This is a genomic window from Vibrio sp. V23_P3S9T160, from assembly GCF_963886625.1.
Lineage (GTDB): Bacteria > Pseudomonadota > Gammaproteobacteria > Enterobacterales > Vibrionaceae > Vibrio > Vibrio anguillarum.
On record NZ_CAWPDB010000166.1, the window covers coordinates 1 to 17,303 of the forward strand.

The following is a 17,303-nucleotide window of genomic DNA, read 5'->3' on the forward strand; positions in this document are numbered from 1 at the left end:
ATTTTACAGAGATAAATTGTTTTTATTTGACTGAATATTAATAACTTTTTCTTAATTGACCACGTTAATCACAAGTCAATCATAACCAGTTGCTCAGTAAGATAAATAGCACAGCGTAACATTTTAGCTACATTTATTAAAAGCCGATACTGCCTCCGGCGAAAAACACACAATCGGCGAGGTGTTAGGCGCACATAGTTTTTATATGCCGAGCTACACGGACAAAACATTAGGCCAACACAGGTGAATCATTAAGTTTAAAACAATAGTCATTGGCTATATATAAGCGAAAAATTCGGTTATTTTGTCGTGCTTCTTTGATTTATCGCAGAACATCGCGTCATCCACACGCGATATGGTATGGCTTCTGTTTCCTACGAGATAACAAAATGACCATGATAAATGAACAGCGCTTGGTTGAGCACTTTCTACAACTAATTCAAATTGACAGCGAATCGGGTAACGAAAAACAGATTGCAGAAACGCTGTCTGAACAATTGGGTGAGCTCGGTTTTTCAGTCCAAAAACTGCCCGTACCTGAACATGTTTCCAATGGCTTTAACCTTTATGCTCGCCTAGCAGGACAACTCGATGACAGTGTCGTACTGAGCTGTCACATGGATACCGTCAAACCGGGGATTGGTATCACACCCGTCATTGAAAATGGCGTCATTCGCTCTAACGGTGACACCATTTTAGGCGGCGATGACAAATCGGGTATTGCGGCCATTATGGAGGCGATCCGAACGATTAAAGCGCAAAAACAACCTCATAAAACCATTGAAATTGCATTCACCGTCCATGAAGAAGGCGGGCTACAAGGCTCCAAACACTTTGATATGTCTCATATTCAATCGGCTAAGGCGATTGTGCTCGACACTGGTGGTCCAATAGGAACCATTGTTAAAGCCGCCCCAGGACAGCAAAAAATCATCGTTAATATCAAAGGCAAACCCGCACACGCAGGCCTTGCTCCTGAAGAAGGTATTAGCGCTATCGCCGTCGCAGCCGATGCGATTACCCAAATGAAATTGCTGCGTATTGATGAGGAAACCACGGCGAATATCGGCCTTGTTCACGGCGGTGGCGCAACGAATATCGTCATGCCTGATCTTAGAATTGTCGCTGAAGCCCGCTCATTGAATGATGATAAGTTGAGCCTACAAGTTGAACATATGGTGTCAACCTTTCAGGCCGCGGCGAACAAGCATGGCGCGCAGGTTGAGATTGAATCTACTCGTGCTTACAACGCCTTTGTATTGGATGAAGAGCATCCGCATATCGCTGCGATCAAAAAGAGCTTTGAATCGGTTGGGATTGCACCAAAAACCAAACGTACTGGTGGAGGCAGTGATGCAAACAACTTTAACGAAAAAGGATTAGTGACCGTCAATTTGTCAACGGGCATGGCGAAAGTTCACACCACCGAAGAGTATATTGCGATCAGTGATATGGTGAAGATTGCAGAATTCCTAACAACGTATTTGACCGAATAAGCCTTACGATAAAACAGGCCTCATTTTCGCGAGGCCTGCTAAAGAAACATTGGTGGGATTGGTATAAATTATAAGCCTATATTTTCCGTTAACGCTTTGATTTGTTCTAAATCCATGCGGTGAACTTGGATCATCTGATCGATTTGGCTAATTCTTGAATTCGCTTCATCTTGCTTATCACATGCGTCTGATTTTGCATCCCACGACTTACCTTCTAGGTAGACATCACAATCGGTTTTGAGCGTTTTTAACTTCGGTACTAAAGTTTCTTTCTCTTTTTGCAGCGCTTCTAACTCTTGCTTAATTTTCAATTCACGTTGGAACAGTTCGCGTGAACGTTCAAAAATCGTTGCCTGCATATCGGCTTGCCGATTTAATTTAGAATTTTTGTTCTCAACTTGCGCTAGTGCATTTTCCTGTGTATTAAGTTTCGCTTGCAGCGCTTTATTTTCTGCCATTAATGCTTGGTATTGGCTTTGCGCTTGATCCAGCTCTTGTTGATACTGCTTTTGTTGCTCTTCTAATGCTTGTTGAAGTTTATTTGCTACTTCAGCTTCGACACTGGCGACTTTTAATTGCACTTTTTCAGCTAATTGGCTTTTATCTTGGGTGAGCTGTTCATATTTTTCTTCTAGCTGATGGTATGTTTTTTGCCAGTTATTCGTGGTGATACTTGAACCGATTAAGCCACCTAATGCTAACCCCAACACCCCTGCTAACGCGATGTAGACGTAGGTGCGTTTGTCTCGTTCTTCAATCACTACGACATCGTCTTGTGCATCAATGTCCGTCTGTTTGTTCACTCTTTCGCTCCTATCTATCTCAGCGAGTTAATTCAGTAATCACAATTGAGGCAGCATAAATGACAAAAGCAGTGAGTAAAGAAACCACCACCCCTTTTTGCAACTTTTCGTTGGTACGATAACGAATAAAAATAAAAGCAATGGCGATCAATAAAATAATGGTGATGAGTCGTGTCATTAGCCTATCCTCTCACGTAGTGTATATCATTTATAACACGCGATAAGTCAGAAAAAAGTAGAACAATCGACAACAAGCGTAAAGTTTTCACCCCTCATCCTATGTTTACGTCTATAAATGGTTAACAAACCACCAAACGGCAGCAAATTGAGATCAAAAGCACAATTTTTCTTGTCTTGAAAAACGCTTTATGTAACATATCTCGCCTTGATGGTAAGCGCACTTATCATCAGTTCCGATGAAGACTGCAGGAGAGTAGCCTTAGTTTATTCAAAGTATGAGTAAACAGGCTCGCCGAAGAAGTAAATCTTTCAGGTGCTAATGCTCTCTCTTATGAGAGCTGGCGAGGACTGTAGTTGGAGGAACCTCTGGAGAGAACCGTTTAATCGGTCGCCGAAGGAGCAAACCCTATTTGGGGTGAAACTCTCAGGCAAAAGGACAGAGGAGTGGAAAGTTACAATCATAAATAGGTGTGGTTTCTTCACCACTAACCTGCTGTGATCTTTTTGTGGGATCTTTTCAGATTACTGCCCTTTCCCTCTTCTCCTTAACTGTCGTTTTATTAAGGGGAACTAATGAACAACCTGCAATCTATTCTTGAATCTATAGACAACTTTGTCTGGGGACCACCACTTTTAATTTTATTGGTCGGTACAGGCATCTATTTTACGTTTCGTCTCGGTCTTATCCAATTTCGACATTTACCTACCGCACTTAAGATGGTGTTTAGTAAAGACAAAGACGCTGGTAAACAAGGCGATGTATCAAGCTTTGCCGCCTTATGTACCGCACTTTCCGCGACGATTGGAACCGGTAATATCGTTGGCGTAGCGACAGCGATTAAGCTCGGTGGGCCGGGCGCGCTATTTTGGATGTGGTTAGCCGCGCTGTTTGGTATGGCGACCAAATACGCTGAATGTTTACTGGCAGTAAAGTATCGTCAAGTGGATGACAAAGGCCAAATGGTTGGTGGCCCGATGTATTACCTGCAATATGGCGTGGGCTCGCGAACTTTGGCGGTTTTATTCGCCCTATTTGCCATCGGTGTCGCTTGTTTCGGCATCGGTACATTCCCACAAGTCAACGCGATTTTAGATGCTACTGAAATCTCTTTTGGTGTGTCACGCGAAATATCAGCAGTGGTTCTAACGCTGTTAGTCGCATTTGTCACGGTCGGTGGTATTCAATCAATTGCTAAAGTGGCTGGGAAAGTGGTACCTGCCATGGCCCTTTTTTACATCCTTGCGTGTTTGAGTGTGATCATCAGCAACAGCGATCAATTACTCACGGCCATCAGTTTAGTTATTACTTCTGCCTTCACTTCCACAGCCGCTACTGGTGGTTTCTTAGGAGCGAGCATCATGCTAGCGATTCAATCAGGGATTGCGCGCGGTGTATTTTCTAATGAATCTGGTCTTGGCAGCGCGCCAATGGCCGCGGCGGCAGCGAAAACTGACTCTTGCGTAAAACAAGGGTTGATTTCAATGACTGGTACTTTCTTTGACACCATCATTATTTGCACCATGACCGGGCTTGCGCTGATCTTAACTGGCGCATGGCAAAGTGATTTTTCTGGTGCCGCTATGACAACCTATGCATTTGCCGTGGGCTTAAATGCGCAAACCTTGGGCCCGATGATGGTCTCTATTGGTTTGATGTTTTTTGCTTTTACGACGATTTTAGGCTGGAACTATTACGGTGAGCGCTGCGTGGTGTTTTTGTTTGGCACCAAAGCAGTGATGCCTTATAAGCTGATTTTTATCGGTTTGGTGGCATCAGGTGCGTTCTTGCACCTTGATATGATTTGGATTATTGCTGATATCGTTAACGGTTTAATGGCTATCCCTAATCTGATCGGATTAATCGCATTACGCCATATTGTGCTTGAAGAGACCAAGCTGTTTTTTGAAAAACAGTCAGCACCTTTTACGCGTGATGCTCAAACCCAACATTAATCGTTTGCCAGCCGATAAGCATGTGGCAGTGCTTATCGGCAACTTTAGGTGACTAAAGAGCAACTTCTTAAGCCGCTTCATCTTCTAGTAGCAATTTCACCCCAAGCGCAACGAGCACAACACCTGTTGTCCCTTCCATCCATTTCATAAACGACGCATTCTTGAGTAAGTTTTTTGCAAAGCTCAATGCGCCCGCTAAACCGCACTGCCAACACATAGCGATAACAAAATGAATGGCAGCCATCAAAAGCGATTGCAACAACGGAGAATATTCTGGGTTAATAAATTGTGGCAAAAATGCGAGATAAAATACCGCCGTTTTAGGGTTCAACACATTGGAAAGAAAACCTTCACGCAATGACCGCTTCAGCGTGAATTCACTGTGTGAAATGGCCGTAACCTGCATACCTTGGCTATTTTTCAGCAACGCTTTTAAGCTGGATAGTCCCAGCCAAATTAAATACGCCGCACCAATCATTTTAACCACATGAAACAGCTCGGCCGATTGTGCCAAAATCGCCGAAATACCGACGGCGGAAAAGGTCGCATGCACAAATAGCCCCATGCAAATACCCAAACTTGTTATGCTGCCGTCAGTGAACCCAGCTCGTGATGTGTTACGAATCACCAGTGCCGTATCTAGCCCTGGAGTTAGCGTTAATATAGTAATTGCGATCAGAAAGGCTTCAACGTTTTGGATATACATACCCGTCCTTGTATAAAAGAAATGTCATCGTTTGCCTTTTTATACCTGAGCTCTTTTATAAAGTCTTTAACAGTTTTCAATGGATAAGAAAATAATGAAATACTCACAGTCTTGTCGGTTTGGGTCACGCTCTTTCACCTTAATTGACTTGGATGGCCTTGGTTAGACACTTAATGGTTGCTACACTAACTCCTCTTTTACGTCACGGAAGGCTAATTCCATGGATGCATTCAATCAATTAGTTCAACATTCTAATAAAATTTCACATTTCAATCATTTAGCGGCTATTTGTGGCTGGGATCAAGCCGCAGTAATGCCTGCTGGCGGCGCTCAAGCTCGCTCGGAAGCGATGGCGCAATTGTCCGTTCATATTCATAGTTTACATACTCAACCTCAATTGGCTGAATGGTTTGATAAAGCACAAAATGAGCCATTGAACGATGAGCAAAAAGCAACTCTGCGTGAACTCAAACGCCACTGGCAGCAGGCAAACGTACTGCCTGAAGCTTTGGTGCAAGCGAAATCTCTTGCTGGTTCAAAGTGTGAACATGCTTGGCGTACCCAACGCAAAAACAATGATTGGGTCGGTTTTGAGAAAAACTGGGCTGAGGTGGTCACACTCTCACAGCAAGAAGCGCAGATCCGCGCTGATGCTACAGGTTTAACGCCTTATGATGCGATGCTCGATCTTTACGAACCGGGTACAACAACTCAATCATTGGACGCTGTTTTCAGCGATGTTAAAACTTGGCTGCCAACGTTAATCGATCAAGTCATAGAGAAGCAACGCGCCGAAGAGATAATCATACCGACTGGCCATTACCCTGCTGAAAAGCAAAAGGCGCTAGGCTTAGAAGTCATGAAACTGCTTCAGTTTGATTTTGAACACGGTCGCCTTGATGAAAGCGTTCACCCTTTTTGCGGCGGTGTTCCAACCGATGTTCGGATCACCACTCGTTATAATGAGTCGGAGTTTATTCAGTCTCTAATGGGCATTGTCCATGAAACGGGCCACGCACGTTATGAGCAAGGCTTGCCTAAACATCTTGCAGGTACACCAGCAGGAGAAGCGCGTTCGATGGGTATTCATGAATCTCAATCGCTCTTCTTTGAAATGCAGATGGGGCGCAGTGAACCCTTTATTGAGCACTTAGCCACCCTAGCCGCCCGCTATTTTTCAGGTAGTGAAGATAAAGTATTTGCACAAGCGAATTTCCAGAAGATCTACACTCGAGCTGAAAAAGGCTTTATTCGTGTCGATGCCGACGAGCTGACTTATCCAGCGCATGTCATTTTACGTTATGAAATTGAACGTGATTTGATCAATGGTCATATCAAACATACCGATGTGCCTGAGCTATGGGATCAAAAAATGCAGGCTTACCTCGGCCTTTCTACCCAAGGAAATAACCAAAACGGCTGTATGCAAGACATCCACTGGACAGATGGCGCTTTCGGATATTTCCCAAGTTATACACTTGGCGCGATGTACGCTGCGCAGTTTATGGCAGCGATGAAGAAAACGGTGGATGTTGATGCCGCCATTCGCAGTGGTGATTTATCACCAATATTTACTTGGCTTGCCGATAATATTTGGCGGAAAGGTAGCTTATTAACAACCGATGAATTGGTGAAACAAGCGACTGGGGATGTGCTTAACGCTCAATATTTCCAAGACCACCTAAAGCATAGATACCTTTAGCGCCAAACTTAAAAAGCAGCTTAAATCGCTGCTTTTTTCACACTTAGTTAACGCTCAATAACACGCAGGAATTCATGATGAACTTTTCATCAATGCATCTTTACGCAAGCGCCATACTGTCAGTAACATCGCCAGTAACGCTAGTACGCTCATGCCAATATAAACCAAGCTAAAACCTTGTGATAATACCTGAGTGGAAACGCCGGCCTGCTCGGCACTGTGTTCAGCAACCATGACTTCGCTTGGCACTCTCAGATAAAAGAGCGCGGAACAGAACGCAACACCGAGTGCACCGCCGAGTTCTCGTCCAAAATTAAACAGTGACATGCCAATGCCGCGATCACGTGCGGGTAAGACACTTTGTACAACAACGCCTAAGGCCGGTAAGGTTAAACCAATACCTATACCCGCAAAACCCAATGCAAATTTCACCCACATATCGTAATGAACTTGCCACAATGCAGCCATAGCCAAAGCAAAACCGACGATCACTAACATCTTATAACGGCCAAACTTCGCGATGAGCTTCCCGCCCACATAAGCGCCAGAGGTAATACAGACCATGAAGATCACCATAATGGCACCGCTTTCTGACGGAGTGAGTCCCTTTTGCCATTGAAACTGCAGCGGTAAATAGACCAAAAGCGCAAACATCAGCATTTGCGATCCCATAATAAGAACAATCGCGGTCAGATAATTCGGAAGACGTGCTAAACGCGCCGGTAAAATAGGATCACTCACTCTGCGTTCAACAACCACCAAAGCAACTAAACACGCCAGTAATGCAAACGCACCCCAGCCAGTAGGGATAAATGAATGTGAAGAAAGTAATAACAGCAGCAAAGTCGTCGCACTCATGAGTAACGCTGCTCCCACCCAATCAAAGCGACTATCTCTGCGTTTATTGAGATGCTTCAAATAGCGGTTAACCATGTAAAGTGCCACCAACCCTAGCGGTAAATTAATACCGAATACCCACCGCCAACTGAGGTAGTCAGCAAAATAGCCGCCAAGCAGTGGCCCTGCAATACTGGACACCGCATAAACCGCTGAAATATAACCTTGGTACTTGCCCACTTCGCGCGCAGGAATTGAATCGGCGATAACAGTAAATGCCAGAGCTATTAAGCCTCCACCGCCAATCCCTTGAATCACACGAGCACCAATTAAACTGGGTAGATCAAAAGCAAAGGTACACAGCGCGGAACCCAACATAAAGATCACGATACTGACATTTAGCATCCGAACTCGTCCGAACAAATCGCTCAGTTTACCGTAGACGGGCAATACAGCGGTCGATGCTAATAGATAAGCAGTAATCACCCATGTTAATGCTTGTCCTGCCGAGAGATCTTGCCCAATAAGAGCCAATGGTGTGGTAACGATGCTTTTTTCAAGCGAGCCTAAAGCGATGACTAAAGCAACGCTGGCAAAAATAATTTTCGGATTAGCCGAATAAGTTGAATCGGTAGGCATGTGCCCCTCATATGAACTTGATTAGAATGCGCGACCGACACGATAACGTAATAGTGCACATCCTAAAATAGGATAGAATGGGATGGCTTATTGCATAAATGGGATTAATGATGAAACTTGATGATTTATCACTCTTTTTAACGGTAGTGAAATGTGGCAATTTTACGCTGGCAGCAAAACAAAAAGCCTTGTCCACCAGCACTTTGAGCCGCAGAATTCAGCAGTTGGAACAAGATATTGGCAGCATTCTACTGATCAGAAACAGTAAAGAAGTGGTACTAACGAAAGAAGGCGAGCATTTGTTTGAAACCTATGCCAACCTATTTAGCCAAATAGAAGATAAACAAGCACAAGCTTTAAAAGCCAAACAAGAGTTTAGAGGCGAGATCGTCATTAACGCGCCAATCCTCCCCATTCGGCATCAGCTAAGTCCATTAGCACTGGAATTTTGTCAGCAACATCCTAAAGTCAACATTCGTATTCAAGTCGGTGCGGGGCTGGATTACCATACCCAGCACGACCTTGATATAGCGCTACGTTTTGGTCCACAACCGCAATCCGATTGGGTTGCGCGCAAACTAGCTAATAACCCTTCCGTGTTGTGCACAAGTCCTGACTACTCGGCCTCTTTGCTACTAAAACATCCAGAGCAATTACTTTCTCTGCCACTACTCACTTTAAATACCAAACAAGCGTGGATATTCGAACATCAGCAAAGCAAAGAACGTTTTCAATTTATCCCTCAAGCACGTATTAGCTCTGAGGAAATTGATACGATTTTACAAGCCACATTCATGAATATGGGTATTGCAAGGTTACCTAAAGGATTAATTGATAAGGAGTTAGAGGAGAAACGATTAGTGCCATTATTGCCTAATTGGCAGATTGAAGGAGCGGATGTTTATTTGTTGCACCCTCAGAGACGTTTTCTTCCTGAGCGAACTCAGGCATTTATTGACTACATCATCAATCACTGGTCGCGCTTTGCTTTCAGTTACTGGCGTACTTGAGAATGTACACCACACCATACTACTCAAATAAAAAACCACTTCTTGCTACTAACGAGCAAGAAGTGGTTGAAAGCAGTTGAGTGACTAGATTAAAGAAAGTGGAAGGTCGCGTTGAATGAAACCGTACCAATATCGTCATCGCCCAGAGTGTAATTCATGTAACTTGCACCAACTGAAATGGGCCCCATCAGGAAGTATTCAGCGCCTACACCGTACATGATGTCAAAACCATCATCTATTTTATTGCTGTTTAATTTTTTATCCCAAGAGTGCAAACCACCTTTGGCATACACATGCAGAGGGCCAAAATCAATGCTTGGTTTTACCGCAAAATAAACAGAAGAGGCCGCGATTTCATTCGTGGCAGTGACTTCAAATTTGCCATGGTCGGTGTAACCCGCTTCGAGGCCAATCAGAGGAAGAATACCAGTACCGGCATGAATGTTGTACGAAGTACCGCTTTTACCATTCAAATCCGATTGGCCTACCGATGCGCCGCCATAAATCCAAGAGTCAGCAAACGCCATTGAAGATGTACTGATCAGCGCCAGTGCGATTAAAGTCTTTTTCATGATGAACCTTCTTTATTTAATTTGGCAGTGGCCTCAAAACGGCGACCGATTGCCACATAGCGTCAAATTATAGTGAACTGTTGGTTAGATGCAAATCTTATACCTAACAAGCATCAATCGCATTTTTTATACGTTTATCTGAAACTGGATAAGGAGTGCCAAGTTGCTGAGCAAATAAACTCACCCGAAGCTCTTCAATCATCCAACGGATCTCTTTAACATTTTCAGGTACTTCTGCACCACGAGGTATCTTGTTTAGTAGCGCTTTGTAATCATTGGTTACCGCTTCAATTTTCAACATGTGCAAACGATCCTTATTTGGATCAATGGGTAACTTCTCCATCCGACGTTCAATCGCGCGCATGTAACGCAGAATATCCGGCAAACGCTTCCAGCCGCATTCGGTGGCAAAGCCTTTAAAGATCAAACCTTCGATCTGCGCTTTGATATCCGATAACGCAAAAGCCATCGTAAAATCGATTTTCCCTTTCAGCTTTTTATTAATGTTGAATGCCGTGGTAAGGATCGTCTCCACTTGTTGGGCGATATCGACCACAGTATCGCCCAATTCAGCGCGCACAAACTCTTTCAGTGCCTCAAACTGCTCCGGTTCCCACACTAAACCGCCTTGCTGCTCAATTAACTTATCAATCCCACAAGCAATACAGTCATCAATCAGGTCCAGTACTTTGCCATACGGGTTAAAGTAGAGCCCCAATTTTGACTTGTTCGGTAAATTGGTGTGCAGATATTTAATCGGTGAAGGAACGTTCAGCAAAATCAGACGCCGTTGCCCTGCTTTCATTGCATTGAGTTGTTCTTGCTCGGTCTCAAAAAGCTTAATTTCAACGCTCTCTTTACTATCCACTAACGCTGGATAGGCTTTAACCTCGAAACCGCCGCGCTTTTGTTGGTACACTTTCGGTAATTCACCAAAGCTCCACGTATGCAAACCTTGCTGTTCAATATCATCGTCTGCCACTTGAGATAGTGTTTCTTGTACTTTCTCTTTCAAACTCTCTTTCAGCTGATATAAATCTTTATGCTCGTTGAGTTTGCGATTTTTATGATCCACCGCGCGAAAAGTGATTTTTAAATGATCCGGAACTTGCTCTAGCTTCCAATCTTCACGCTTCACCTCGACGCCCGTCATGCGTCTTAACTCTTTTTCCATCGCATCCAATAAAGGCAATTCCATCGGTGTGACACGAGCTAAAAACGCATCCGCATAGTTAGGTGCCGGTACAAAGTTTTTGCGCAGTGTTTTAGGCAACGACTTGATCAGGCTAACAACCAATTCATGACGTAACCCGGGGATCTGCCAATCAAACCCTGTCGGTTCAATTTGATTTAGAATCGGCAGTGGCAAATGTACCGTGACACCGTCACTATCCACTCCAGGTTCAAATTGATAGCTGAGCTTCAGCTTAATACCGTTTTGATGCCAAAAGTTGGGATAATCTAAATCAGTGATGTGGCTAGCATCACCTTTAAATAGCATCTCTTTTTCAAAGTTGAGTAGATCTGGGGTGGCTTTGCTGACTTTTCGCCACCACGCATCAAAATGACGCCCAGAGACCACATCCGTTGCGACTCGCTGATCGTAGAACTCGAAAAGCTGTTCATCATCAATCAAAATATCGCGGCGGCGAGATTTATGCTCAAGCTCCTCGACTTCAAGTAATAAGCGACGGTTTTGCTTGAAAAACGCATGTTTGGTTTCCCAATCACCTTCAACTAATGCGCTGCGAATGAAAATCTCACGACATAGTGGCTCGTCAATGGTGCTGTAGTTAATCAAACGTTTAGGCACAATAGGAATGCCATATAACATCACTTTTTCATAGGCCATGACGGCGGCTTGTTTTTTTGACCAATGCGGTTCGCTGTAGCTACGCTTGATCAAATGCTGTGCCAGCGGTTCCACCCATTCAGGCTGGATTTTAGCTGCAATACGCCCCCACAGTTTAGAGGTTTCCACCAATTCGGCGACCATCACCCACTTGGGCTGCTTTTTAAACAGGCCAGAAGCGGGAAAAATATTAAAGCGGGCGTTACGAGCCCCTTGGTATTCATTTTTCTCTTGGTCTTTGATACCGATGTGCGACAGTAAACCAACCAAAATTGCACTGTGGATACTTTGGTAATTGCCCGGTTCGTCGTTCAATTTGTAATCCATTTCACGCATCGATTGGTGAATTTGGAAGTAGACATCCTGCCATTCGCGTACCCGCAAATAATTGAGGTAATCTTGTTTGCACTGCTTACGAAATTGGCTGCTGCTTAACGCTTTTTGCTCAGTTTGAATGTGGTTCCACAAATTCACTAGGCTCAGGAAATCGGACTCTTCATCAAAAAATCGGCGATGTTTCTCATCTGATGCTTGTTGTTTATCTGATGGGCGTTCACGTGGGTCTTGAATCGAAAGTGCAGCGGCAATCACCATTAGCTCTTTTACGCAGCCAAGCTTTGGCGCTTCAAGCACCATACGCGCCAAACGGGGGTCAATCGGCAAGCGTGCTAATTTGCGCCCCATATCCGTCAACTGCTTTTTGCTGTCGTGACCGTGTTTATTGGTGTCAGGAACAATCGCACCAAGCTCTTCAAGCAAACGCACACCATCTTGAATGTTGCGTTTATCCGGCGCTTCCACAAATGGGAATGCTTCAATATCACCCAGCCCAAGTGCGGTCATTTGTAAAATAACCGAGGCTAAGTTGGTACGCAGTATTTCCGGATCGGTAAATTCTGGGCGTGAAAGAAAATCCTCTTCGGAATAGAGGCGTATGCAAATCCCTTCTTCAACACGGCCACAACGTCCTTTACGCTGATTTGCACTCGCTTGAGAAATTGGTTCAATCGGCAAACGTTGGACTTTGGTGCGGTAGCTATAACGGCTGATACGCGCCGTACCTGGGTCAATGACATATTTAATCCCCGGAACGGTAAGGGATGTTTCTGCCACGTTGGTGGCTAAAACAATGCGCCGCCCTATATGGGGCTGAAAGATTTTATTCTGCTCACCGGCGGATAATCGTGCATAAAGCGGCACAATTTCAGTATCACGTAAGTTACGTTTACTGAGCGCATCGGCCGTATCACGAATTTCTCGTTCACCATTCATGAAGATCAGAATATCGCCAAGCCCTTCAGCACAGAGTTCATCGACGGCTTCAAAAATACCTTCAAGTTGATCGCGGTCTGCGTCCTCTTCACCAAGCAGTGGTCGATAACGCGTATCGACCGGATAAGTACGACCCGACACTTCAATGATAGGCGCGCCACTAAAATGGTTAGAGAAGCGTTCAGGATCGATGGTGGCCGAAGTAATGATGACTTTGAGATCCGGACGACGCGGCAGCAGTTCTTTCAAATAACCTAAGATAAAATCGATATTTAAGCTGCGCTCATGCGCTTCATCGATAATGATGGTGTCGTACTGATTGAGAAAACGATCATGCTGGATTTCGGCCAACAATATCCCGTCAGTCATCAATTTGATCTGAGTCTGCTCGGAAATTTGATCGTTAAAACGAACTTTATAGCCAACAAAGCCCCCCAGTTCTGTTTCCATCTCTTGCGCTATTCGGCTCGCCACCGAACGCGCAGCAAGGCGACGTGGTTGCGTATGGCCAATCAGGCCATATTTACCGCGCCCAAGTTCTGCGCAAATTTTGGGTAACTGAGTCGTTTTGCCTGACCCAGTTTCACCCGCCACAATTACCACTTGGTTTTCAGCAATCGCTTTGGCGATATCATCGCGTTTTTGGCTTACGGGCAATAAATCAGGGTAGTCGATGGTAACGCGGTTGTTGAGACGCTGCTGCGCCACCATCATTGACTGAGCAATATCGAGCGCAATTTGATCAAAAACGGCATGTTTGGCTTGCTCATTTTTTATTTTGCTCGCACCAGAGATGCGTTTACTCAGACGAAAACGATCACGCATCATGCATTCTTTCAATGCATTGCGCAGAGATGCCGCACTGTTGCTGCTAGCGTTCATTGACTTGTGTTGATTGGGCTGTGACGAGGTCAAAGCATTTCCTATTCATTTCATTACATAAAACTGAGCGGATTGTAGCATAATCAACGCGCCTGCAATCAGTTATCCTTTCACAAACGGCGAGCATTTATTCGCTTCCTCCTCGATTCCGGTATGTTTTGCCATCGTTCGTATGATTAAGCGATTTAAAATTGGGCAATCGGATCAGGATTTCTTATGTTTATAAGAAAATCGCCGCTACAATAGCGACATGATCACTGAAACGATAAAACTGTGAAAGCATCTGAACTGAAACACATACTCGATTCACTACCCGATAACACCGATCCAGAATTGGTGATGGGTGAGGCTTGGTTGCCTGAACGTCTTATTGACACACAATTGGACGGCCATTTTCTGTTTCTGGAGTTTGATAATGCGCCCGAGGAAGGTGAAGGAGAGGAAGAAGGTCGCGGTTTTGTTGAACATGAGATTGCCATGATACGGCGACGCTTTGAAGAAATTTTGCTAGAAAAAGCGGACAATAAATCCAAAGCCGATGCCATGTTAGCGCTTTTCCTGATGGGGCATGAATACTCAAGTTCAGAAGTCATTGAAATACTAGAAGACCCTAGCGTTCCTCAAGATCCGAATGATTTTTATCACGAGAACGATGAAGGTGAATCTCGTGATATTTAGAATCTCACTTTATTCTGACTTGTGTTTTGCTCAATACGCCACTATTTAAACAATAATGACTCGAAATTTTCAGTAGGTTTTTTTATGTTTAATGCCATTACATCGCTATTCAAGCAACTCTTGGACGGAGAAGATTTAGGCCAGCGCTCCAACACTAACCCCAACTTAGCGATTGCTTGTTTGCTCAGAGAAGTGGCAGGAGCCGATCATCAAATTGACACACGAGAAAATGACGCTAAGTTTCAATTAGTTAAACGACTATTAGCGTTAGATGATACAGAAACCACGGAACTGCTCATTCGGGCAGAACAAAGCGTCAAACAGTCAGCTTCATTGTATGATTTCACTTCACAATTACGCGAGCTCTCGCAAGATACGCGATATGAACTTATCAAGGCGATGTGGCAAGTCGCGCACGCGGACGGTGAGATAGACCCACTCGAAGAGGCGGTGATCCGCAAAGCGGCAGAATTATTGTATGTCGACCACAGTGAATTTATCCGCGCTAAACTTTCCGCTCAAAAATAGAGCGGATTACAACATCGTTAACGCCAATTTCGCAAGGTTGTAGGCATCAACATAAGCGGAGTGCTGTCGCCCTTCCCACTCAATACCTTGAACTTCTTGTGCGGCGCGGTGACCAATACGTTTTTCTTTCATTCTCTGCTGAATACGGTAGAGCGTTGCTAGGTTGATGAACTCGCTAAAAGGCATAACGATCCCCTTCTGCTCACACTCTTTAGCTAAAATTTGGTCATCACGCCCCCACGAAACATAAATCTTATTTGGGCCGCCAAAGTTCTTGACCATTGATTGAATGACACCTGCGAGTGGTCGACCCTGTTTTTCAATTTTACGCGGAGTTATCCCGGTTAACTCACTACAAAACAGCGAAATTTCGTCTTGCTCTGGCCTGACATAATATTGAGCGCGCTTCACAATCGTGCCCAACTGCACATCAATTTCAGCTAAACCCACTTCAATGATTTCACCCGTTGTCCCAACCCCATTTTCATTCCAGCAGCACATTTCTAAATCGAAGCAGACAACTCGGTTATAGTTCATTGTTCAGGCGTATCCTTTAGATATAAGTAGTCAAAGAACGTTATCTTACTCGACTCCTCTCAAAAACTCGACTCTCGCCCTTTCGTTCGGACAGTTATTGGGCGATTGAAACTCGGTTGCGACCATTTTCTTTGCTTTCGTATAACTTGCTGTCTGCCAAATGTAATAAAGACTCTTGATCATAAGTATGATTGATCGCCGCCCCAATACTGAGCGTGCAATACAGCACCTCATCCATGAACTCATATCCGGTTGATTCAACAGCCGCTCGTAACGTTTCTAGATAACACTGCAAAGGTTGAAGTTCTGACAATTCACAAATAATGCAAAATTCGTCCCCACCTAACCGAGCTAAAACATCATTATTTCCCATATGACGTGAAATAACCGTTGTGATATGTATTAGCATCTCATCGCCTGCAATGTGGCTATGCTTGTCATTAATCAGTTTAAAATCATCAACATCAAACATTACCAACGAAAAAGCTTTTTTCTGTAAGACGTTCTCTTGCAGTAAACGTCCGAATGCACGTCGGTTATACAACCCAGTCAAACTATCGTGGTCCGCTAAAAAGCGCAGTTCTTCAGTACGTTCTTCTAGCATCTCGCTAAGATGAAGTTTTTCTCTCATCAACAAATAGACAACATAACCTAACAAGATCGAAATAATTAAACCACCGACGCTGAGCGCCACTAAAATCCACTGTATGTTGCTCGCTATTGGTTCTGAGAACTTAAAATCAATTTTCCAATCACGGTTAGGCAGAGATAAGCGTTTCTCTATTTCTATGCCTTTGATTGAATCCCAATCTGGGCTTTGGAATAGAATCGGATCATCTTCGGCATCAAATCCGAGATCGGTTACTTTCATATGCAATCGATGATCGGATGCCGTGCGGCTCACCAATCCATCAAAATAAGTAGAGAGTCGAATAACACCCACTACCACACCAATCATTTCCTGTTTGTTGTAGCTAAAAACGGGATGATATACCAATAGTCCATCCTTTTTGTGGTGTGCTTCTATGCCATCTTGCAATAGGCGGACCTTATCGGATATAGCAGGTAGCCCCGTACTCTCAATATGTGCAGCAATTCTTTGAAAGCGAGGGCGTAGCGAATAGAAACCGAGCAATTCAAGGTTACTTTTGGTTTGAGGATAAATATCACTCAGAACATAAACGGGTTGTTCATTCTCTTCAGAAAATCCAATCACCTTTTGAGCCGCTTTAGGTACTGTAAATAACTCAAATTGAGGCAAACGATCCCTCATTAATGTTACAAATTCGTCAGCATCATCTTTTGTTACTTTCGCTAACCATTGCAAACCGATAAGGCTGTAGGATGTTGACATAACCCCATGGGCAAAAACGTCAAATCCTTGCACATTATCCCCCTCGGTAGTATGTAAAAAATTGGCAGCCGAACCAATAAAACTGACATCATTTGCAACCAACGTGTCTAATATGCTTGCTTGATGTTCAGCGTGGCTATCAAACAACATGACAATATGATTCTTTTGATTAATGTAGAGTAATGAGATGACTGACGCTGTCATCATTAAGGTAATAATTGAAATACATAAAGGATAGATCACCTTTTTGTCGCTCTCGAACATAACAGCCTCTCCGTGGCTCAGGACTCAGGACTCAGGAC

Annotated in this window: 14 protein-coding genes and 1 riboswitch; of the genes, 6 read left to right on the plus strand and 8 right to left on the minus strand. The window is 44.1% G+C overall.

Translation table 11 applies throughout. From position 1 onward, the window contains the following. The first annotated feature begins 389 nt into the window (after nucleotides 1–389). Nucleotides 390–1,496: a M20/M25/M40 family metallo-hydrolase gene (locus tag AACU59_RS15675; protein ID WP_094144983.1), complete on the plus strand. Its 1,107-nt coding sequence runs from the start codon at nucleotides 390–392 to the stop codon at nucleotides 1,494–1,496. Between the two features lie 68 nt (nucleotides 1,497–1,564). On the opposite strand, the gene AACU59_RS15680 is transcribed toward AACU59_RS15675, so the two are convergent. Together AACU59_RS15680 and AACU59_RS15685 are read right to left on the minus strand one after the other, a co-directional pair. After that, nucleotides 1,565–2,299 carry a chromosome partitioning protein ParA gene (locus AACU59_RS15680; protein ID WP_094144982.1) on the minus strand — a complete coding sequence of 245 codons (735 nt, stop codon included), beginning with the start codon at nucleotides 2,297–2,299 and terminating at the stop codon, nucleotides 1,565–1,567. A gap of 19 nt (nucleotides 2,300–2,318) precedes the next feature. Further along, nucleotides 2,319–2,477, minus strand: coding sequence for a hypothetical protein (locus tag AACU59_RS15685; protein WP_010319274.1), 159 nt, complete (start codon nucleotides 2,475–2,477; stop codon nucleotides 2,319–2,321). 358 nt (nucleotides 2,478–2,835) lie between these two features. Then, nucleotides 2,836–2,929, plus strand: a riboswitch (glycine riboswitch). A gap of 123 nt (nucleotides 2,930–3,052) precedes the next feature. Here AACU59_RS15685 and AACU59_RS15690 point away from each other — a divergent pair. Next, nucleotides 3,053–4,432, plus strand: coding sequence for an alanine/glycine:cation symporter family protein (locus tag AACU59_RS15690; RefSeq protein WP_017042489.1), 1,380 nt, complete (start codon nucleotides 3,053–3,055; stop codon nucleotides 4,430–4,432). Between the two features lie 67 nt (nucleotides 4,433–4,499). Here AACU59_RS15690 and AACU59_RS15695 read toward each other — a convergent pair whose 3' ends face one another. Beyond that, nucleotides 4,500–5,138, minus strand: coding sequence for a LysE family translocator (locus tag AACU59_RS15695; protein WP_017044740.1), 639 nt, complete (start codon nucleotides 5,136–5,138; stop codon nucleotides 4,500–4,502). Between the two features lie 220 nt (nucleotides 5,139–5,358). On the opposite strand from AACU59_RS15695, the gene AACU59_RS15700 reads away from it, so the two are divergent. Then, nucleotides 5,359–6,840, plus strand: a complete 1,482-nt coding sequence (locus tag AACU59_RS15700) for a carboxypeptidase M32 (protein ID WP_094144981.1) — start codon at nucleotides 5,359–5,361, stop codon at nucleotides 6,838–6,840. 72 nt (nucleotides 6,841–6,912) lie between these two features. On the opposite strand, the gene AACU59_RS15705 is transcribed toward AACU59_RS15700, so the two are convergent. Further along, nucleotides 6,913–8,316 carry an MDR family MFS transporter gene (locus tag AACU59_RS15705; protein ID WP_088732468.1) on the minus strand — a complete coding sequence of 468 codons (1,404 nt, stop codon included), beginning with the start codon at nucleotides 8,314–8,316 and terminating at the stop codon, nucleotides 6,913–6,915. Nucleotides 8,317–8,414: 98 nt separating this feature from the next. Between AACU59_RS15705 and AACU59_RS15710 the strand changes: the two genes are divergently transcribed. Beyond that, entirely contained in the window at nucleotides 8,415–9,326 is a 912-nt protein-coding gene (locus AACU59_RS15710; RefSeq protein WP_013856811.1) for a LysR family transcriptional regulator, read from the plus strand. Between the two features lie 89 nt (nucleotides 9,327–9,415). On the opposite strand, the gene AACU59_RS15715 is transcribed toward AACU59_RS15710, so the two are convergent. Both AACU59_RS15715 and hrpA read right to left on the minus strand, forming a co-directional pair. Continuing rightward, nucleotides 9,416–9,898, minus strand: a complete 483-nt coding sequence (locus AACU59_RS15715) for a porin family protein (RefSeq protein WP_017044743.1) — start codon at nucleotides 9,896–9,898, stop codon at nucleotides 9,416–9,418. Between the two features lie 103 nt (nucleotides 9,899–10,001). Beyond that, complete coding sequence (hrpA, locus tag AACU59_RS15720) at nucleotides 10,002–13,937, minus strand: ATP-dependent RNA helicase HrpA (RefSeq protein WP_094144980.1); 3,936 nt, start codon at nucleotides 13,935–13,937, stop codon at nucleotides 10,002–10,004. 240 nt (nucleotides 13,938–14,177) lie between these two features. Between hrpA and AACU59_RS15725 the strand changes: the two genes are divergently transcribed. After that, nucleotides 14,178–14,582: a hypothetical protein gene (locus AACU59_RS15725; protein ID WP_010319280.1), complete on the plus strand. Its 405-nt coding sequence runs from the start codon at nucleotides 14,178–14,180 to the stop codon at nucleotides 14,580–14,582. Between the two features lie 84 nt (nucleotides 14,583–14,666). After that, the gene (locus AACU59_RS15730) at nucleotides 14,667–15,110 is read left to right on the plus strand and encodes a tellurite resistance TerB family protein (RefSeq protein ID WP_026027231.1); all 444 of its coding nucleotides are present in this window, start codon (nucleotides 14,667–14,669) and stop codon (nucleotides 15,108–15,110) included. A 6-nt stretch (nucleotides 15,111–15,116) separates the two neighbouring features. Here the strand turns inward: AACU59_RS15730 and AACU59_RS15735 are convergent, their stop codons facing one another. Then, entirely contained in the window at nucleotides 15,117–15,647 is a 531-nt protein-coding gene (locus AACU59_RS15735) for a 3'-5' exonuclease (RefSeq protein WP_017042481.1), read from the minus strand. Between the two features lie 94 nt (nucleotides 15,648–15,741). Then, nucleotides 15,742–17,265: a sensor domain-containing diguanylate cyclase gene (locus AACU59_RS15740; RefSeq protein ID WP_094144979.1), complete on the minus strand. Its 1,524-nt coding sequence runs from the start codon at nucleotides 17,263–17,265 to the stop codon at nucleotides 15,742–15,744. Nucleotides 17,266–17,303: the final 38 nt, after the last annotated feature.